Raw genomic sequence first — 18,579 nt, forward strand, 5'->3', positions numbered from 1 at the left:
GTCTACTGCCCCTTACCCAGCACCATGGTGGTGAAGGTCCGCAGGATGATCCACAGGTCGGTCTTGATCCAGTCCACCGGATCCAGGAGGCGCATGGCATAAGCGTGGTCGTAGGAGACCTTGGAGCGCACATCCTCAATTGAGGCGTCATAGCCCTGATTGACCTGGGCAAGGCCGGTAATGCCCGGTTTCAAGCCGAAGGTGCGCTCCACATAGAAGGGGATCTCGGTCTCCAGCTTCTGAAAGAAGACCGGCCGCTCCGGCCGCGGCCCGACGATCGACATCTCCCCCTTGAGCACATTGATGGCCTGGGGCAGTTCGTCGATGCGAGTCTTGCGCATGAAGCGGCCGATGGGCGTCACCCGCGGATCGTTGGCCGAGGCCCACACCGCGCCGGTGCGTGCCTCGGCATCCACACGCATGGTGCGGAACTTATACAGATAGAAGAGGTGCGTGCAGGTGGGCGTCGACTGGCCGACGCGGATCTGGCGATAGAAGACCGGCCCCTTGGATGTGAGCTTGATGGCGAGGGCCACCGGTATGAAGACGATGATCAGCACCATCATCGCGATGGCGCCGACGACGATGTCGAACGCCCGCTTCCCCACGCGCACCAAGGGATGCGTGAAGTCTTCCCCGTCCAGTTCCACCTTGCTCTCCCCAGCCCGCGCCCAGCGCCCCTTGTCCCGTCCAGTCACCTGCCGGAAGGCACCCACCAGCCCCGCCGCATGGCCTTCCACGAAATAGGCCGCCAGCCGCGCCGGCTTCGGCAGCGCCTCCGGTGCCAGGATTGCGGCGGTGGCGAAGCCATAAAAGGCGACCTGTCCCGCAAATGCGAGCACGTACAGGGCAGACCCTGTGAAGGCGAGCACCAGATTTGTCGCGAACGCCAGCACCAGCAGGACCGGAGCCAGCGCCCGCAAGGCCTTGCCGGACAGGAACACAAAGGCGAGTCCAGGTCTGCGAGGGTCGGCGAGGGCCACCAGCCGCAGCGCCTGCTGCACATTGCCCGAAGCGATGCGGACCCGGCGGCGGAATTCCTGGCCGCGCTCGGTGCGCTCCTCCTCATAGGCCACCATGCCGCGGTCATAGATGGCACGCGCCCCGGCGGCGACCATGCGCATGGGCAGGACCACATCGTCATTGATGGTATCGGCGGGAAGCGGCGTGAAGAGCTCGCGGCGAAACAGGTAGAAGGCGCCATGCACGCCGATTGGCGCCGCCAGTGCGGCCTCGTCCGCCTTGATGGCCGTCTGATAGGCCCAATAGCGTGCCTCCCCGGCGCTGCCCGCCTGCCGCAGCGCATAGGTGGCGGCGACCACCCCAGTACCGGGATCGGCAAAGTGGGCTGCCGCCCGCTTCAGGCTGTCAGGCGACAGATGGGCGGAGACGTCGGACAGGCCGACAATGCCCGGCTTCAGGCTCCCGATGACATCGTTCAGCACCGCCACCTTGCCGCGATTGAGCGGGAAGGCTCGGATTTGCGCGTTCAGGCCGGCGCAAGCTGGTGATGTCAGCGCGGCGCGGGCCGCCTCCTCGGTGCCGTCGGTGCAGCCGTCACAGGCGACGATGACCGTGAGGAGGTGGTGCGGATAGTCGAGCCGCGCGCAATCCTCCAGCTTTCCTGCGATGAAGCGGGCTTCCTGATAGGCGGGAATGACCAGGGTGATGGGCGGCAGCGCATCTGCCGGCAAGGCGGCGGGCACGGCAGGCAACGGACGGCGGCGGGCGAGCGCCCGCAGCAGAAGGGGATAGAGCGCGTGGTGATAGACCACACCGATCACGCTGGCCCAGAACAGGATTTCGAGGGTCGGCTTCATGGCCGGGGAAGGTCCGTCAGTTCCTCATAGGCCGCCACCATGCGGTCCCACGAGAAATGGTCGAGAACGAAGGCGCGCAGGTCGGCCGGACGCGGTGCTTGAAGGGTGGTCTGGAGCGCGCCCGCGAGCGCGGCCGGGTCGCCCGGCGGCACCAGTTCACCACTCTCCGGACAGATCCCCTCTTCCACCGATCCCACACGGCTCGCCACCACCGGCACCCCGCAGGCCTGCGCCTCCAGCACCGAAAGGGGCAGCCCTTCATTGCGCGACGGCAAGCACATGACGTCGAAAGCCGGATAGACGGCAGGCATGTCGCCCCGATGACCGAGAAAGATCACGCGGTTCGCAAGCCCCAGCGCAGCGGCCTGCGCCCGCAAGGCGCCCTCGCGGCTGCCGTGACCCACCAGAGCCAGGTGCACTCCGGGCAATTTAGTCATCGCGGCGATGAGCACGTCATGGCCCTTCACCTCCTCCATGCGCCCCGCCGTGCCGACCAGGGGCACGCGAAGGGGCAAGCCGAGGCTCTCCCGCGCGGCATTTTGGTCGGCGGGCCGGAAGCGATCGGTATCGATGGCATTGCGGATCACGCGCACCCGGCAGCACGGCATGCCCCCCCGCACCACCTTGGCCACCCCCTCGGAAACAGCCACCACGCGCGGCCGGACCAGCGCCGAGAGGACACGCGCCATCTGGCGCCGGCGCGGCGCACCATAATGCCAGACATCATGCTCTACATAGGCCACCACGGGCACACCGGCCAGACGGGCGGCGAGACCGCCATAGAGCAGGGGGCCGATATGGTGAGTGACCACCGCTCTGGGCTTCAGCGCGCGCAGCCGCCGCGCGAGGCGCAGCACGAAGGCCGGCTGCAACCCCGCCGGCTTCTCCAGCCCCTCCACCGAAAACGAAGCTGTCGCCGGCCAGTGGGCGCGAATTTGGGCGGTGCTCCAGTCCAGGCTCAGCACCGGATTGACGCCGGGGAGCCTTGAGGCCAGATCGAGCGACAGCGTCTCGATACCTCCAGGGCTAAGGCGTTGAACGATTTGCACCATTCCGCCCGCCACGGCCGTCTCCCAACGGTTGCTGATCGGCACCAAATCAGCCGATCTTTACCCGCTATTAAGGTAAATCATTTGTTGTTGCGAGAGCGAGAGCGCTGCGTCGCAGCGTTCCGCGACGACGCGATCGGACGTCGCTCGGGGGAGTGTCATGGCTAGGCTGGTGGAGATCACGGACGACATGGACGCCGCGGCCATGACCCGCCTGAAGCCTCTGTTCGAGGAGCTGGGCGGCGGCGCGGACGACGTGACCCTCGATTTGTCCGGCGTGGAGTTCGTCGATTCGTCCGGAATTGGTGGAATCGTGTTCCTTTACAAGAGATTGCGCATCGCCGGCCGCAAGCTTCGGCTGCGCGGGGCGAGCGGCCAGCCGCTCCAGCTCATCACTCATCTGCGCCTCTCCGACTTGATCGAAGGCGGACGCAAGGCATGATCCCGCGCGGCACCCCTCTCCTGCTCCTGACCATGGGCCTCACTTTGTCGGGCTGCGCCAACGTCTCCCTCACGCCCTGGCCACCCGAGGGGACCGGCGGGCTGGCGGAGCGGCGCCCGTCCACGGATGCGCGAATCGATGCGTTGCAGCAGCGCCTGTTCCGCCTCGCCGAGCGCAATGCCCGCTACTATGCCGCCGCCGCCTTCCAGGACGCAGAGTTGATGATGATCCAGGTTCGACGGCTCTCGGAAGGCGGCTTTCCCGAGGACGCGGAAATCGAGATCGCCAAGCTCAAGCAGCAGTTGAACAAGGTCGAGCGCGAGGTGGCGGAAGCCACCACTTCTCGGAAGGGCCCATGACATGAGGGTGATCCGACCGCACCTGACCGCCCCCCAGCCGTGGCCCCCGCTGCGGCTGATCGCTTTTGCCTGGTCCCTGCTTCTTCTCCTGCTGGCCCTGCCTGGCGCCGCCAGCGCGCAGTCCGCCGGCGCGGATGATGACGCCCGGCTGCGGGCCGGCGATATCCTGGCCATCGCGCTGCCGGGCGAGCCTGCGCTCAACACCGACCTGCCCATCGACCGGCGCGGCCGCGTGACGCTGCCCGAAGTGGGACAGGTGGAAGTGGCCGGCCGCACCGTCACGGAGGCGGGAACGCTGATCCGCAACGCCTTGTCAAAGGCCTATCGTGATGTCGGCCGGTTGGCCGTCACCCTGAAGGAGCGGCGCCTCTACATCACGGTTCTCGGCTATGTGGGCAAGCCGGGCGAGGTGGACCTCCCCGCCAATGCCACGGTCCAGGAAGCCATTACCGCCGCGGGTGGACTGTTGCAGGGCGCCCAGCTGGACAAGTTGCAGGTCCGGCGCGGCAACCGCGTGATCGTGTTCGATTATAAGAGGTATTTGGACACCGGAAATCCTAAGGATATCCCCCAGCTCCAGCCCCTCGACGTGATCTTTGTGCCCTCCTCGCCGGCCACCGGCAACGTGCAGATCAATTTCGACGGCCGCACCCTGGCTGAACAGGGCGACGCGGCAGAAAGCACGCAGGCCATCAAGGTGTTCGGCGAAGTGAACCGTCCCGGCTCGTTCGCTTTCAAGGATGGACTGACGGTGGTGGACATGATCATGCGGGCAGGCGGCATCACCCGCTATGCCTCCATCGACCAGATCCGCGTCATAGAGGGCGGCGAGCCTGCGGTGTTCAACCTGCGCCGCTTCCTCGACACCGGCGATGCCAAGCTGATGCCCCCGCTGCGCCCCGGCGCCACCATCTTCGTCCCCCGCCAGGAGGAGGAGATCCGCCGCTCCGTACGCACTGTCTATGTCATCGGCGAGGTCAACCGTCCCGGCTCGTTGGAGGCACCGCCGGACGCCAAGCTCCTGGAAATCCTTGCCAATGCCGGTGGACCCACGCGCTATGCCGAAACCACGCGCCTGCGCATCCTGAAGGCGGACGGCTCGGTGGTGCCCTTCAACCTCGCCGCCTACACGGAAGGCGACAAGAAGGCACTGCCGGACATCATGCCGGGCGATGCCATCTATGTTCCGGAGAAGATCGAATCCGCCGACCGGCCGTCGTGGCTGAAGATCCCGCCCACCCGGGCCGTGGAGGTGATCGGCGCCGTCAACAAGCCGTCCCGCTATGAATGGTCGTCGGAAATGAGCCTGATGGACCTTCTGGGCGAAGCTGGCGGGCCGAACCAGCGCGGCGACATCGCCCATATCCAGATCGTGCGGGCGCGCGGCGACGGCAAGCCCATGATCTTCGACTTGGGCGCCTTCCTGTCCAATGGCGGCAGCGTCAATGACCTGCCGAAGATCCAGGCGGGCGACGTCATCCGCGTGCCCGAACTGCCGGAATCGCCCGTCGACAACAAGGGCAAGTGGGTGCAGATGGCGAAGGAAGATGTCATCTACATCATGGGCCAGGTGGCCGTGCCGGGGCGCTACGCCTTCAACAAGAGCATGACCTTCCTGGATATCCTGACCGCCGCCAACGGGCCGACCTCGACGGCGGACCTGCGCAATGTGCGCGTCTCACATCGCGGGCTGCCCGGCTCTAAGGTCACGCAGGTGAACCTGGCCCAGTACTTCGCCACCGGCGACGAGCGCCTCCTGCCCAAGGTGCGTAACGGCGACGTGATCTTCATCCCCGACCGCACCAATAAGGACTGGTTCGAGGATCCCAAGGAGACCACGGTGCGCGTGCTGGGCGCCGTCAACAAGCCGGGGCGCTACCGCTTCATTGCCGACATGACCTTGCTCGACCTCCTGGCCGAGGCCGGCGGACCCAGCAACGACGCCTATGCGCAGAAGATCGTGGTGGTCAATCTCGGCTGCTGCCGCGAGCAGGCACGGGTGTTCAACCTGATCGAATTCGCCCGCACGGGCGACATTACGAAGCTGCCTGTGGTACGGCCCGGCGACACGGTCTATGTACCCAACATCAACCAGAGCGAATGGAAGATCTTCGTCGACGCTCTGCAGAACATCATACCTGTCGTCGCTCTGATCGCAGCCTTTGGCGGCTGACCGTCCGAAGAAGGGAACGGGCACCATGTGGGGTAGAGGCCTGCGAGAGGTCGAATCGGTCTATCTCGCGACCTTCGGGCAAGGCTCGCGCGTAGTGGGGATCACCAGCGTGCGCAGCGGAAGCGGCGTCAGTGTGCTGGCGGCGGCCCTCGCGGAGCGTTGCCAGCGCCAGAACCGCGCCCTGCTGGTGGGATTGTCCGATCCCACCGCCGCGGTTCCCGCCCAGGCCACGCAATGGATTCCCACCGACGAGGACATCGCGAGCTATGCCAGCGCCGACCTGCGCGGCTTCGATAGCCTGATTGCGGCTCCGACCCCGGAGCAGAGCTTCTCGTTCCGCAATGCCGGCGCGGTACGGGCCATGTTCGACCGTCTCTTGAACATTTACGACATGATTGTGGTGGATCTGGCGGCCGTGGAACCGCGCGAGCGCGTGGCGGTGCCGGTGACCACCGTGGCTGCCGCCTGCGAGAGCGTGATCGTCGTCTGCCTCGCCGGGCTGGATACGCGCCCGTCCATATCCCGCGCGGCCAATGTGCTTCGCCAAGCCGGCGCCCCGCTCCAGGGCGTGGTGGTGAATGACCGCTTCAACCAGACGGTTGGCGAGGAGCTCATATCGGGCGCGAGCCATTTCTCGCGGCTCGCTCCCGGCCTCGTTCACAAGTTCGTCGACTTCGTGGAACGCACCAAGATCCTCAACACCAAGTCCTGACGCGGCCATTCGCGGACGGACGCCGGAAGCAACCGCCTTTCCGAGAGGCCGGCCGCCGTCCGGGCCCCTGGAGCGTTCCAGCGCATTTCCGTCCGCCCATTCCCACTGCGCTCAGAAAGACTCTATGGCATGACCGGGCGGCCCACCTGCTGGATGCGAGGGATGCGGGCGATGACCGGGACGCCGAACAGGCGCGAGAAGTCCGAGGGGCGACGCAAGCGGGTGTCCAGCAACTCCGCCGCCCCCGCCAGCGCGCCGCCGAGCGCGATGCCGGCAATGATCCCCGCCAGCACATAGAGCACATAGCCGGGCGTGACTTTGGGAGCCGGATTGCTCGGCGGCTCCAGCACCTTCACGCGCTCGGGCGCCTCGAACTGGCCGAGCGCTCCCGTCACACGCGCCATTTCGTAACGCTTGGCCAGGGATTCGTAATTGTCGCGCGCGGTATTCACCGCCCGCTCCAGGGTCTGCTGCTGCTGCTCAATGGGGCCGAAGGCGGCGATGTCCCGCTGGAGCAGCACCGCCTGCTCCTTCATCTGCTCCACTTCCTTCTGTAGCGCCACGCGGCGGGCCTGCACTTCCTGCAGGCGCTGGAGCTGCGAGACGAGAAGGGGCGCATTCTTGGGCTCGGTGCCGTCCTGGTTCTGGGTCACGCCGGCGGCCATGTTCCAGAGCCGGTCGAGGTCCGTGGATTCGATGTCTCGGGCCGAGGCAAGCAGGTGCTGCCGCTCTTCCTCCAGGCGCGACAGCTTGCGCATGGCCGCCTGCACCTCCGAATGCTGATCGGTGTAGCGGGCGCGAAGGGAGGCCAGCTCCGCGGAAACCTGGACGATGGCCTCTTCGATCCGGCCCACCAGCGGATTGGTGGTGGCGAGGCGCTTGCGGAAATCCTGGGCCGTGGCGTCGGCGCTCCCGAGGTCCATCTCCTTGGCCTCGATCTGCTGCTGCAGCGTGGCGAGGCGGCCAACGGTCGAATTGTAGATGGCGGGCAGCTTGTCCGCATTGGCGATCTTGAAGTCCGAAAAGGCCTTCTCGGCCTGGTCGAGGGCCTGCTTGCGTTCATCCATCTGCTGCTTGAGGAAGCGCTCGCTGTCTTCCACCGCCGTGCGCTCCGGCGAGACGAGGCGCTCGATGAAGCGGCGGGACAGCGCCTGCAGCACCGCAGAGGGCGAGGTCGGGTCCAGCGCCCGGTAGCGCATCTCGATGATGTCGGTGCCGAGCAATTGGATGTTCACGGCTCCGGAAAGGGCGCGGACCATATTGTCCCGCTCCTTGGGATCTGTGTTGGGGCCGATCCGCCCGAGATCCTCCAATACGCGCCCCAGCACCACTTCCGAGTGGGCGAGCGCGATGAGGGCGGACATGCGTTCTTTCAGATTGGGGCTGACCGCAATGTCATTCAGGATCGGGTTGAGCTTGGCATTTTCCTGCACCAGCAAAGTCATGCGCGCTTCGTAACGCTGTGGAGCGACGCTGGCCGCGATGATGGCCAGCGGCGGCAGGAGCAGAACCGGGATGAAGGCCAGGAACCGCCGGCGCCACGCCACCTGGACGATGTAGGCGATGGTATCAGCCGTGTTGTCCAACATACCGTCTTAATTCCTCGCACCGACGACGATGCTCACCGTGTCGGGTTCGCCGGCCGGGTCATAAACCTGGGTGCTGGTCCAGTCCGCCGGCAGCAAGGACTTTACCGCACGGGCGCGCTTGTTCGCCAGAAGCGCCTGATCAAAAGGCGTTGCGCCGCCCCCCGGCCCGGCAATTAGGGTTACTCCTGTCTTAGCAGGAAGCCGCGCGGCCTTCACCGCCTTGGAAAGCGCCGCGGCCTGGGCGGGGGACGGCTGGTCATCGGCACCGTCGAATGTCACCTCGAATCGCTTGCCAGTGGCCGCTGCGGACACCGAGCCAGTGGTTGCCGGTGCCCCTTCCGACTGGCGCGTGGCAGGCAATCCGGCGACCATGGCTGCCGCTGTCTGCTGGGTAGAGCGCCCAGCGCCCTCTGCGGCGGGCGCGGGCGCGGACCCGACCGCTTCTGCCGCCTGTGCGGCAGCGGGGGGCCCGGCAGGCGCGGTGCCTCCCTCGACCGGGGCGCCTCGCGCGGCAGCGAGCATGTCGTCCACGGAGACGGCGCCGCTGCCGCCCTCCGGGCCCAGCATCCGATCCTCCGTCACCACGGAAGCCTGAACCGTGGAGGGGATGAGGGCCACCGGATCGGGATTGGTCGCGCAGCCCGCCAGCAGGAGACTGGACAATCCGGCCAGAAGCGCTCCGGGGAGCCGGATTCGGATGGAGGTCCGCCGGGAAGGGCGCGGCGGGATCGTCATCGCGCGAATCATGTCCGCGAGTGTAATGCCAGCCGTGGGAAATTTCGCCCCGGCCGACTCAGCAACCGGCGGACAGGGTCCGACAATTTCCAATCCTTCCGCTTCACCTTCCGGCGCGTCCGAATTAGACGTGAAGGTGGGGCAGGAGGGGCCGCGAGCCAGGGCGGGGGTGCTGGTTCGATGGGGCAGCCTCCGGCCCTTGGTTGAAAGGCGCGGCACGATGTTCCTCGCGGGCAGGCCTCTACCCGCGCAGAAGAGCCATGCCACGGCGTTGCGGACTGGGGATGGGCATGGCGGCGACGGGTGAAGCGGAACGGTGGACCGGCGCGGCGCGGCCCTTGCCTGCATCCATGAAGGTGGTGCTGGCGGCCTTCCTGGTGGCCTCCTTCGCGGTGAAGGTGCTCGTCTTCGCCTGGTGGCCCAACACCTCCTATGCCGACGTCACCATGCAGTATCTCGAGCAGGCCCATCGCCTGCTCTACGGGCAGGGCCTGGTGCCCTGGGAATTCGCCGTGGGCGCCCGCTCCTGGCTGGTACCGGGCCTCATCGCCCCGGCCATGAAGGTGGCCGAGTTGATCGGCGGCGGGCCGCAGGCGCAGGTCCTGGCGGCGGCCATGGTCTGCTCGCTGTTCTCGCTCCTGATGGTGGTGCCAAGCTTCCTGTGGGGCTGGCGCTTCGTGGGGACGCTGGGCGCCGTGCTGTGCGGCGCGCTCGGTGCCTTCTGGTTCGAGACCGTCTATTATTCCGGCCATCCGCTCCAGGACACGTTCGGCACCTTCTTCCTCATCCCAGGGGTCTATCTGGCCTATCCCAACGGGCCCGAGCGGGACTTCCGCCGCCTCGTCTGGGCGGGCGTGTTCCTGGGTCTGGCCGTGGCCTTCCGCATGCAGCTTGGCCCCATGGCGGCTGTGACCGCCATCGGTGTCGCCCGCTTCCACATCCGCAGCTATGTGGCCCTGGCCCTGGGCGGCATTGCCTCCATGGCGGTGCTGGGCGTGCTGGACTGGGCGACCTGGGGCGTGCCGTTCAACTCCATCATTCAATATGTGAAGTACCAGGGCTCCAGCATCGGGGAGACCGGCTCTGGCAAGTTCGGCTACATTCCCTGGTATTCCTATCCGGCCTGGATCCTGGCCTATTATTCCGGCGCCTTCGCCCTGATGGTGGTGACCGCGCTGGTGGGCATGCGCCGCCTGCCGCTGCTGCTGGTGATTGCGGTGGCCAATGTGCTGGTGCTGGAACTCGTGGCCATGAAGTTCCCGCGTTACATGTATCCGGGCATTCCTCTGGTTCTGGTCCTGTGCGGCATTGGCGGCGCGGAGCTCACCCTGCGTCTGTGGGAAGGCAAGGTCCGCACCGGCCTGCTGGCGGCCTATGGCGTCCTGTTCATCGTGGTGACCTCCGGCCTTCTGGGTGCCTTCGGCTATTTTTCGTCCCACTTCGTGCTGGGCCGGGGCACCATCCTGGCGACGCGCATGGTGAATGCGGACCCCAAGTCCTGCGGCCTTGCCATCGCCCCGGCGAGCGCCTGGTGGCTAAGTGGTGGCTATGTCTTCCTCGACCGGCGGATCCCGCTTTATGGCACCGATGCGGACGACCCCGACGCGCGGGCGCAAACCGCCGCCTTCAACTACATCCTCTCCACCCGCGAGAGCCCCGGCGAGAGCCTCCAGACTTTCTCGGACCAAGGCTTCACCCTGGTGGAGTGCTTTGCCAACGGCACCCGCGGCCCCGCCTGCCTCTGGCACCGGCCGGGCACCTGCACGCCGGGCGCGGCGCCAGCCCTGAAAGCCTCCCTCCCCGACTGGCTGGACCTGCCGAAAGGCGGCGCCAAGTGACGCGCACGACAGGCCAGATGACGCGCGGGGGGCGCGGCCGGCGATGCTGATCGTCACCAATTACAAGGAAATGCCGCTGCGCTGGCGGGCCGCCAATGGCGTGGTGGGGCGCACAATCGTCGCCCGCTCCCTGGAGGACTTCAAGGAGGAGGGCGAGGCAAAGGACGCCGTCTTCCTCGTCAATTGCGATCCCGACCTCACCATGAAGCTGGCGCTGGCCCGCCTGACGCTACCTGGCTATCGCCGCCCGCTCATCGCCTCCGACCTCGTGCTGCGGCGGCCCGGATCGGGCCTGAAAGCAAAGCTGATTTTCGCGGCAAAGCGCTTCCTGCTGTCACGGGCGGACCTCTATCTCAACCTGTTCAAGGACACGACGGGACTGACGGAAGCCTATGGCATTCCCGCCGCCCGCTGCGCCTACATACCCTTCAAGGTCAATCTCGACCCCGGAGCGGTGGCCACGGTGGAGAAGCGCGAGGACTATGTGCTGTGCTTCGGCCGCTCGCTACGGGACTTCGACACCTTCTTCGCCGCCATGGAGCGCCTGCCCTATCCCGGCGCCATCGCGGCGGTGAAGCCGTCCGATCTGATTGGCCACGGCGCGCGCTTCTCCCGTTCGCTGGATCAGCTGCCGCCCAACGTCGCCCAGCTCCCCGACGACGGCAGCGCGCAGGCCCAGCTTCGGATGCTGGCCGGAGCCAAGCTGGTGGTCATCCCGGTCCTGAAGACCAGCATCGTGGCCTCCGGCATCAGCACGGCGCTCAATGCCATGGCCGTCGGCAAGTGCGTGATCGGCTCCGAAGGACCGGGCATGTCGGACATCTTCACCGAGGAAGCTCTCATCGTGCCGCCGGAGGACCCGGAGGCGCTCACCGCCATGATCGACAGCGCTTGGCGCGACGATCTGCTCCGGGTGCGCACTGCCCGTGCGGGACGGCGCCTTGCCGTGAGCCTCGGCGGCGAAGCCGAGCTGATCCAACGGATCATCGACAAGGTGGCGCAGGCCTATGGTTGAGCAGACGCGCCCCCGCCTCAGCGTCGTCATCCCCACGCGGGATTGCCTCGCCTATTTGCCGGACGCCATCGCCAGCATCCGCGCCCAGGAAGACGGGACTGACATCCGCCCAGGTGAGATCGAGATCGTGGTGGTGGACGACGGCTCGACCGATGGCACCGGCCCCTGGCTCGCCGCGCAGGCGGCGCGCGACCCCCGCCTCACAGCCCTGGTCCACCAGCCGACGGGCGTCGCCGCCGCGCGCAACGCCGGCATTGCGGCAGCGACGGCCGACATCATCGCCTTCCTGGACGCGGACGACCAGTATCTGCCCGGCGCCCTGGCGGAACGCCTCGCGCTGATGGAGGACGACCCCGCCATTTCGCTCACCTTCGCCGACGTCATGTCGGTGGATCCCGACGGCCGGCTGGTAGGCTACCAGTTCGACTATTGGCCCCTCTTCCGCGCGTTCATCGGCGGACGGTCCGGCCTGCTGCCGCTGGGGCCGAATGCCTTCGCCATGCTGCTGGCGGAAATGGTGTGCGGCACCTCCTCCGTCATCACCCGCCGGCGGGCGCTGGAGGCGGTGGGCGGCTTCAACGAAGAGCTGCGCATCAGCGAGGACTGGGACCTCTGGCTCAAGCTCGCCGAAGTGGGAAGCGTTTGGTGTTCGACGCGCCGGTCGACCCGCTATCTGGTTCGGCCCGGCTCCACCAGCCGCAACATGGAGGTGCTGGTGGACACGGTGGAGCGCGTTTTCCGTGCCCGCGTGCCCGACCCCTCGGCGGTGCCCCAGCCCTGGCGCGGCGTGGCGCTGGCCCGCCTTCTCGATGCGCGGGCGGAACGCGCCCGCAGCCGGGGCGCGTGGCTTAAGGCGTTGTGCGCGCATCTGGCGGCGCTCGCGAAGGCGCCCTCCTGGCGTCTGGGGCGCGAAGCGGCTTATGACACCGCCCGCCTGCTTCGGCTGAAATGACGGCGTCGAGAGCGCCCGTCAGTCCTTGTCGCCGCCCAGCACCACCAGCGCTCCCGCCCGATCCGGCTCGCGCGCCTTGAAGGCGCCGAGGCCACCGAGGCACAGGGGCATGGTGTCCCGCGCGAAGAAGAGGTTCCGCTTCAGCAGGGCGCCGGCCTGCGGCTCGTTGGTGAACAGGAAAACCGAGCCACAGCCGCGCCGCGACGCCAGGGCCACCACCGCCCGAAGCGCCGTGGCGCGGGCGCGAGGCGAGGTGGCGAGCCATTCGGACACGCGGATATGGGAGCGTCCATCGCCCTCGTCCTCGATCTGGTCGAAGATTACCAGGGCATCCGGCCGCTCCGCCGGCCCAAGAGTGAGCATTTCGTACCGCCCACCCGGCTCGGCCCCATAGCGCCAGGCAAACCATGGATCGGACTTGTCCACCACGCAGCGTGCCGTGGGGCTTGGTGTCTCCGGCAGGACGAAGCGCGTCTCCGGCCTCACCGGCACCACCCGCGCCCGCGCCCCGAACAGGGCCGCGCCCCGCGCATGCAGCGCCAGCGCCAGATCGAGCGGCCCCGCCAGCAGGCCCGGCACGCGCTTGGGGGCGCAGAGCGGGCGCACATGGCGCACCACCTCATCAATGTGCCGCCAATCCAACCTCTTCATGAACATGGAATAGGAGTTCTCGTTGGGAACCCCATAGACCAGCGTGAAGCCCCGCCGCTCAGCCTCCGCGTAACAGAAGCGGGCGAGCGTCACGGACATGTTCTGGCGGCGATAGTCCGGGTGAGTCATGGTGTCGACGGACTGCGCGCCCATGACCTTCGCCCCATCCAGGATCAGGGGCGTGGAAATCACCGCATAGACGCCCGCGCAACGCTCGCCATCCATGGCCAGCGCGGGGGGGATGGGATCGAAGGGGGCATCGAAGAGCTTCCAGGCCAGGTGCTCCAGGCTCCGGCCGCTGCCCCAGATGGTGCGGTAGAGCTCATGGATGGCCGGAAGGTCGGCCCGCCGGGCGAGCCGGGGGACCCAGCGCGGCGCATTTTCCTCGGCCATGTCCGCCCCCCTCCCCTTCCCCGTCACCGCCGGCCCAGCCAACGCGGCAGCGGCCAATAGGCCCGCCACCGCCCGAGGGCCAATTGGTAGTGCCGCCCGTCCACAACCTCGAACCGGCCGGCGGAATCATAGGCATGGACGCCGTTCATGGCGAAGTCGAAGCTGCGGAGCGTCGCAACCGGCTCCTGCCGGTAGGCGCCCGAGGCCTCTCGGGTGACCTCGAACAAGCCGAGACCCGAGCCGTAGCGGCCGGCGGAATCCTGCGCCAGCCGGAACAGGCGGCCATCCTTTTCCCACATGCGGCCCCCCGGACGCGCGGTGCGCACGTCCGAGACCACGGGATTGTCGGGGTCCGCCGTCCAGGGGCCGCAGAGGGCATCGGCGTTGAAGACGTGCAGTTCGTCCCAGCCCAGGCCACCCTCATAGGCGATGGACGCCAGCATGAGCCAGCCGGCAGATGTCCGCAGGACGCAGGCGTCGGCAATATCCAGATCGGTCAGCGGCGTGCAAACCAGTTCCCATCGGCCGGGAAATGCGAGGCAGCGATAGACCTCCACTTGCCGCGCCGCCATGGTCTCGGGGATCATGTAGATCTCCCCGCCATCGGCGAAGATGAGCGGATTGGACAGGTGATAGGGCCGCTCGAGAGCCGGCACCATGGCGCCGAGGGTGCCGTCCTCGGCGAGCGGGGCGGCGCTGATGATGGCCTTGCCCACCTTCCAGTCCCAGTCCTCCACGAACAGCCAGGTGCGGCCCTCGTGCTCGAACAGGAAGGGATCGGCATAGAAGCGGTCGAACGGCGCCTCCACGAAGCGGAAGCCCCGCGCCCAGGCGGCGCTGCCCCAGGGAGCGTCGGGCGCACCTGCGGGCGGGCGCACCCGCACTCCAACGCGCCACTGCTCCCGCACCACGCGATAGGGCGCCAGCAGGCGGCGGAAGACCAGCTTCGCCCTGAGGCACCGCATGCCCATGACCGATATGGGCGGGTGCGGCTGCGGCACCTGCCGGCCATTGCGGGCGAGCGCCCGGGCAAAGAACGCGTCAGGGCCGAGCCGCGCCAGATCGGCCAGGGTCCGCATGGCGATGGCGCGGGCCTTCCACACCGCCGGTGCGCGCGTGCGCCAGAGCGAAGCATCATTCACGGGACCGAAGGTCCGGGAGAGCACCACCGGGCCCCCCTCTCCCCCCTCCCAAACGAGATCCAGCTGGCAGAAGGTGGCCCCGCGCAACAGCTCGGCCACGCCAAATTCGCCAGCCTCGAGGAGCCGCCCGCCTCCGAGGCGAAAGGACCAGACGCCGAAACGCGCGGCGGGGAAAGGCGCACGTCCGGCACCGAAGTCCAGGACCACGTCGAGCGCATCGGCCGGCGCCTGCCCGCTTTTGCCCGCCGCGCCAGACAGTGCCGGATGACGCTGCAGCAGGGCCTCGAAGCTCACATGGTCCAACGGATCGGGGGCTTCGGCCACCCGTGCCCGGTCCCAGGCGGCATAGCCGGCGGCGTGGGACAAAAGGGACGGATCGGTCTCCCGGCCGATCCAGGCCAATGTGAAGCGGGGGTCGGCGGCAAGGTCACCGATGAGGCGCGCCACCCATTCGGCGCAGCCCGCTTGTTCCAGCCGGATGCCGACCCGCAAGGGTGCGTCGAGAGGGGGGGATGGCGCGCGAGGGGCCGGGCTCATGGGCGCAGGACGCCAACTGGCCGGGCCGGTGAGGCCGAGCGCCCCGCCGACCGCCTTCCTTTGTCGGCGAACACGTTAAGCATTTGCCCCGCCCGCATTTTTCGCCCCGGATATTGGGGATGGGGCACCCGCTAAGTCAAGGCGTGGACATCGGGGGCGGCTGCGGGCAAATGCCGCCACCGCAACAATGCTTTGATCTTGGGCCGTGGTGGGTCTACAGGAGCAATCCGGCTTCGTGATCCCCATGACCTCACCTTCCTCCATCCCCTCCCTCTCCGACCTGCGCGCTGAGATCGACCGCATCGACGAACAGATGCATCGCCTCCTCATGGAGCGCGGCGAGATCATCGACCGCCTAGTGGCCGTCAAGCGCAACCAGACCGAAGGTTCGGCCTTCCGGCCCGCGCGCGAGGCCGCCATGATGCGGCGCCTGGTGGAGCGCCATCACGGCCTTTTGCCGCTCGACACGGTCGAGAGCATCTGGCGGGTGATCATCTCCACCTTCACCTATGTCCAGGCGCCCTATGCGGTGCATGCGGACCTGTCGGTGGGCGAGCCGCTGATGCGCGACAGCGCGCGTTTTCATTTCGGGTTCACCACGCCCTTCGTGCCCCATATGGGCCCGCGCGGTGTGATCGAGGCCGTCGCCGCATCCAAGGGCGATCTTGGCCTTCTGCCGGCTGCGGCGCCCTATGGGGGCGAGGCGTGGTGGACGGCGCTGGAGCCTGCAAACGCCCCCAAGATCATCGCCCGCCTGCCCTTCGTGGACCGGGCGGACCATCCGGCCGCGCTTCCCGTGTTCGTCGTTTCCCACCCCATTAATGATGCGGCGGTGACCGAGGTCGAAGTGTGGAGCGTGCGGGTCTCCGACTGGAGCCCGAAGGCCGCCAGCGCCGTGTCCGCCACCGCCGAGGTGGTCGCGGCTTCCGATGGCTCGCTGTCGGGCGCGGCTCTTTTGATGAGCGTGCCGGCCGGCACGCGCGACCGGGCGCTCGCCGCCCTCACGGAGGCTGGGGCCGGGGTGCGTGGGGCGGTGCTCGCCGGCAGCCACGCCGTTCCCTACCGACATGGCGCGGACGCGTCCGCCCGCCCGTGATTTCCGGAGTGCTTCCATGACCGCTCGCGCACACAATCTGCGTGACACCTCCCGTCCCGTGCCGCGCCCCGGCGTTCTGGCAATCGACGCCTATGTGCCCGGCAAGAGCCAGGCGCCCGGCGTGGAAAAGGTGTTCAAGCTCTCCTCCAACGAGACCCCGCTCGGACCGAGCCCGAAGGCCCGCGCCGCCTTCCTCGCCACCGCGGACTATCTGCAGGACTACCCCGACGGCGCCGCCACGGCCCTGCGCGAGGCCATCGGTGCGGCGCACGGCATCGACCCCGCCCGGATCGTCTGCGGCGCCGGTTCGGATGAGCTTCTGGCCCTAGCCGCCAAGGCCTTCGTGGGACCGGGCGACGAGGCGGTCTTCACGCAGTATGGCTTCCTGGTCTACCGCATCGCGACGCTGGCGGCGGGCGGGACCCCTGTTGTAGCCGAGGAAACCGAGCACACGGCCAATGTGGACGCGATCCTCGCCGCCGTGAGCGAGCGCACCCGCCTCGTCTTCCTGGCCAATCCCAACAATCCCACCGGCACCTGCCTGCCCTTCTCGGAAGTGCAGCGCCTGCACGCCGCCTTGCCGGCCCATGTCCTGCTGGTGCTCGACGCGGCCTATGCGGAATATGTGCGCCGGCCCGGCTTCGATTCCGGCCTCGACCTCGCTTTGTCGGCGTCCAACGTGCTGATGACGCGCACCTTCTCCAAGATTTACGGCCTTGCCGCGCTGCGGCTGGGCTGGGCGGTGGGCTCGGCTGAGGTGATTGACGCGCTGAATCGGGTGCGCGGCCCCTTCAATGTCTGCGCCCCCGCGCTGGCTGCCGGCATCGCCGCCATCGGCGATCAGGCGCACGTGGACAAGGCGGTGAAGCACAACGACCATTGGCTCGCTTGGCTGACGCAGAAGATCGGCGCGCTCGGCCTCAAGGTGACGCCCTCGGTCGCGAACTTCGTGCTGATCCATTTCGCCGCCGAGGGTCCCCATAGCTCGCGCGCGGCGGATGCCTTCCTCACCCAGCGGGGGTTGATCCTGCGTCCGGTGGGGGCCTATGGGCTGCCCCACGCCCTGCGGATGACGGTGGGATCGGAAGAGGCGAACATCCTCGCCCTCCGCGCCTTGTCCGACTTCCTGGCGGGAGCGCAGAAGTGACCGTCCTGGTTGAACGGCTCGCCGTCATCGGCGCGGGCCTGATCGGTTCCTCAGTGGCCCGTGCCGCCCGCGAGAAAGGCCTTGCCCGCATCGTGGTCGTGACCGACCAGGATCCGGCGGTTCGCGCGCGCGTGCGCGAGCTCGGCTTTGCCCATGAGGTGCCCGACAGTGCCGCAGCGGCGGCGGAGGGGGCGGATTTCGTCATCGCCTGCGTCCCCGTCGGCGCCTCCGGAGCTGTGGCGGCAGAGATCGCCCCGGCCCTGAAGCCGGGCGCCATCGTCTCGGACGTGGGCTCGGTGAAGGCAGCCGTCCTAGAATTCATGGCGCCCCATCTTCCCGCTCATGCCCATCTGGTGCCCGCCCATCCGGTGGCCGGCACGGAATTCTCTGGCCCCGACGCGGGCTTCGCCGCCCTCTTTGAAGGCCGCTGGTGCATTGTCACGCCGCCGGCCGAGGCAGATCCGGCGGCGGTGGAGACGGTCACCGCGCTGTGGCGCGGCTTCGGCTCCAATGTGGAGACCATGTCCGCCCAGCACCACGATCTGGTGCTCGCCATCACCAGCCATGTGCCGCATCTGATCGCCTACAATATCGTGGGCACTGCGGCGCATCTGGAACAGACCCTGACGTCCGAGGTCATCAAATTCTCGGCCGGCGGCTTCCGCGACTTCACTCGCATCGCCGCATCCGACCCCACCATGTGGCGGGACGTGTTCCTGTACAACCGGGAAGCGGTGCTGGAGATGCTGGGGCGGTTCAATGAAGACCTTTCGGCCCTTCAGCGGGCGATCCGCTATGGCGACGGACAGGCGCTGTTCGACCATTTCACCCGCACCCGCGCCATCCGCCGCTCCATCATCGAGCAGGGCCAGGAAACGGCGGCGCCCGACTTCGGCCGTCGGCCTGGGGCGCCCGCCGGCTCCTGACGT

At 67.8% G+C, this 18,579-nt stretch carries 16 protein-coding genes; 10 read left to right on the forward strand and 6 right to left on the reverse strand.

Translation table 11 applies throughout. The annotated features are described in order from the left end of the window. Nucleotides 1–2: 2 nt before the first annotated feature. Both J5J86_RS07585 and J5J86_RS07590 read right to left on the reverse strand, forming a co-directional pair. Complete coding sequence (locus tag J5J86_RS07585) at nt 3–1,820, reverse strand: sugar transferase (RefSeq protein ID WP_209104289.1); 1,818 nt, start codon at nt 1,818–1,820, stop codon at nt 3–5. Further along, nucleotides 1,817–2,872, reverse strand: coding sequence for a glycosyltransferase (locus J5J86_RS07590; RefSeq protein ID WP_209104290.1), 1,056 nt, complete (start codon nt 2,870–2,872; stop codon nt 1,817–1,819). The genes J5J86_RS07585 and J5J86_RS07590 overlap by 4 nt, the downstream gene beginning before the upstream one ends. A 157-nt stretch (nt 2,873–3,029) precedes the next feature. On the opposite strand from J5J86_RS07590, the gene J5J86_RS07595 reads away from it, so the two are divergent. The 4 genes from J5J86_RS07595 to J5J86_RS07610 are packed head-to-tail and all read left to right on the forward strand — an operon-like array spanning nt 3,030 to nt 6,555. Beyond that, on the forward strand, nt 3,030–3,311 hold the full coding sequence (locus J5J86_RS07595; RefSeq protein ID WP_209104291.1) for an STAS domain-containing protein: 282 nt from the start codon (nt 3,030–3,032) through the stop codon (nt 3,309–3,311). Then, nucleotides 3,308–3,670 carry a hypothetical protein gene (locus tag J5J86_RS07600; RefSeq protein ID WP_209104292.1) on the forward strand — a complete coding sequence of 121 codons (363 nt, stop codon included), beginning with the start codon at nt 3,308–3,310 and terminating at the stop codon, nt 3,668–3,670. Before J5J86_RS07595 ends, J5J86_RS07600 begins: the two co-directional genes overlap by 4 nt. A 1-nt stretch (nt 3,671) precedes the next feature. After that, complete coding sequence (locus tag J5J86_RS07605; protein WP_209104293.1) at nt 3,672–5,843, forward strand: SLBB domain-containing protein; 2,172 nt, start codon at nt 3,672–3,674, stop codon at nt 5,841–5,843. A 25-nt stretch (nt 5,844–5,868) separates the two neighbouring features. Then, nucleotides 5,869–6,555 (forward strand): hypothetical protein, encoded by a 687-nt coding sequence (locus tag J5J86_RS07610; protein WP_209104294.1) that lies wholly within the window; start codon nt 5,869–5,871, stop codon nt 6,553–6,555. Nucleotides 6,556–6,677: 122 nt separating this feature from the next. Here J5J86_RS07610 and J5J86_RS07615 read toward each other — a convergent pair whose 3' ends face one another. Both J5J86_RS07615 and J5J86_RS07620 read right to left on the reverse strand, forming a co-directional pair. Then, nucleotides 6,678–8,144 carry a GumC family protein gene (locus tag J5J86_RS07615; protein WP_209104295.1) on the reverse strand — a complete coding sequence of 489 codons (1,467 nt, stop codon included), beginning with the start codon at nt 8,142–8,144 and terminating at the stop codon, nt 6,678–6,680. Nucleotides 8,145–8,150: 6 nt separating this feature from the next. Continuing rightward, complete coding sequence (locus J5J86_RS07620) at nt 8,151–8,807, reverse strand: hypothetical protein (protein ID WP_209104296.1); 657 nt, start codon at nt 8,805–8,807, stop codon at nt 8,151–8,153. Between the two features lie 362 nt (nt 8,808–9,169). Here J5J86_RS07620 and J5J86_RS07625 point away from each other — a divergent pair, with 362 nt between their 5' ends. The 3 genes from J5J86_RS07625 to J5J86_RS07635 are packed head-to-tail and all read left to right on the forward strand — an operon-like array spanning nt 9,170 to nt 12,684. After that, entirely contained in the window at nt 9,170–10,717 is a 1,548-nt protein-coding gene (locus J5J86_RS07625) for a hypothetical protein (protein WP_209104297.1), read from the forward strand. Between the two features lie 43 nt (nt 10,718–10,760). Then, nucleotides 10,761–11,732 (forward strand): glycosyltransferase, encoded by a 972-nt coding sequence (locus J5J86_RS07630; RefSeq protein ID WP_209104298.1) that lies wholly within the window; start codon nt 10,761–10,763, stop codon nt 11,730–11,732. Next, nucleotides 11,725–12,684: a glycosyltransferase gene (locus J5J86_RS07635; protein ID WP_209104299.1), complete on the forward strand. Its 960-nt coding sequence runs from the start codon at nt 11,725–11,727 to the stop codon at nt 12,682–12,684. The genes J5J86_RS07630 and J5J86_RS07635 overlap by 8 nt, the downstream gene beginning before the upstream one ends. Before the next feature lie 18 nt (nt 12,685–12,702). Here J5J86_RS07635 and J5J86_RS07640 read toward each other — a convergent pair whose 3' ends face one another. Together J5J86_RS07640 and J5J86_RS07645 are read right to left on the reverse strand one after the other, a co-directional pair. Then, nucleotides 12,703–13,728: a GNAT family N-acetyltransferase gene (locus tag J5J86_RS07640; protein ID WP_209104300.1), complete on the reverse strand. Its 1,026-nt coding sequence runs from the start codon at nt 13,726–13,728 to the stop codon at nt 12,703–12,705. Nucleotides 13,729–13,751: 23 nt separating this feature from the next. Next, nucleotides 13,752–15,362: a glucosamine inositolphosphorylceramide transferase family protein gene (locus tag J5J86_RS07645; protein ID WP_209104301.1), complete on the reverse strand. Its 1,611-nt coding sequence runs from the start codon at nt 15,360–15,362 to the stop codon at nt 13,752–13,754. A 289-nt stretch (nt 15,363–15,651) separates the two neighbouring features. Between J5J86_RS07645 and J5J86_RS07650 the strand changes: the two genes are divergently transcribed. The 3 genes from J5J86_RS07650 to J5J86_RS07660 are packed head-to-tail and all read left to right on the forward strand — an operon-like array spanning nt 15,652 to nt 18,576. Further along, nucleotides 15,652–16,503, forward strand: coding sequence for a chorismate mutase (locus J5J86_RS07650; RefSeq protein WP_209104302.1), 852 nt, complete (start codon nt 15,652–15,654; stop codon nt 16,501–16,503). A gap of 16 nt (nt 16,504–16,519) precedes the next feature. After that, complete coding sequence (gene hisC / locus J5J86_RS07655; protein ID WP_209104303.1) at nt 16,520–17,650, forward strand: histidinol-phosphate transaminase; 1,131 nt, start codon at nt 16,520–16,522, stop codon at nt 17,648–17,650. Then, the gene (locus J5J86_RS07660) at nt 17,647–18,576 is read left to right on the forward strand and encodes a prephenate/arogenate dehydrogenase family protein (protein ID WP_209104304.1); all 930 of its coding nucleotides are present in this window, start codon (nt 17,647–17,649) and stop codon (nt 18,574–18,576) included. The genes hisC and J5J86_RS07660 overlap by 4 nt, the downstream gene beginning before the upstream one ends. The last annotated feature ends 3 nt before the right edge of the window (nt 18,577–18,579 follow it).

The sequence above is a fragment of the Aquabacter sp. L1I39 genome (assembly GCF_017742835.1).
In the GTDB taxonomy this organism is placed as follows: domain Bacteria; phylum Pseudomonadota; class Alphaproteobacteria; order Rhizobiales; family Xanthobacteraceae; genus L1I39.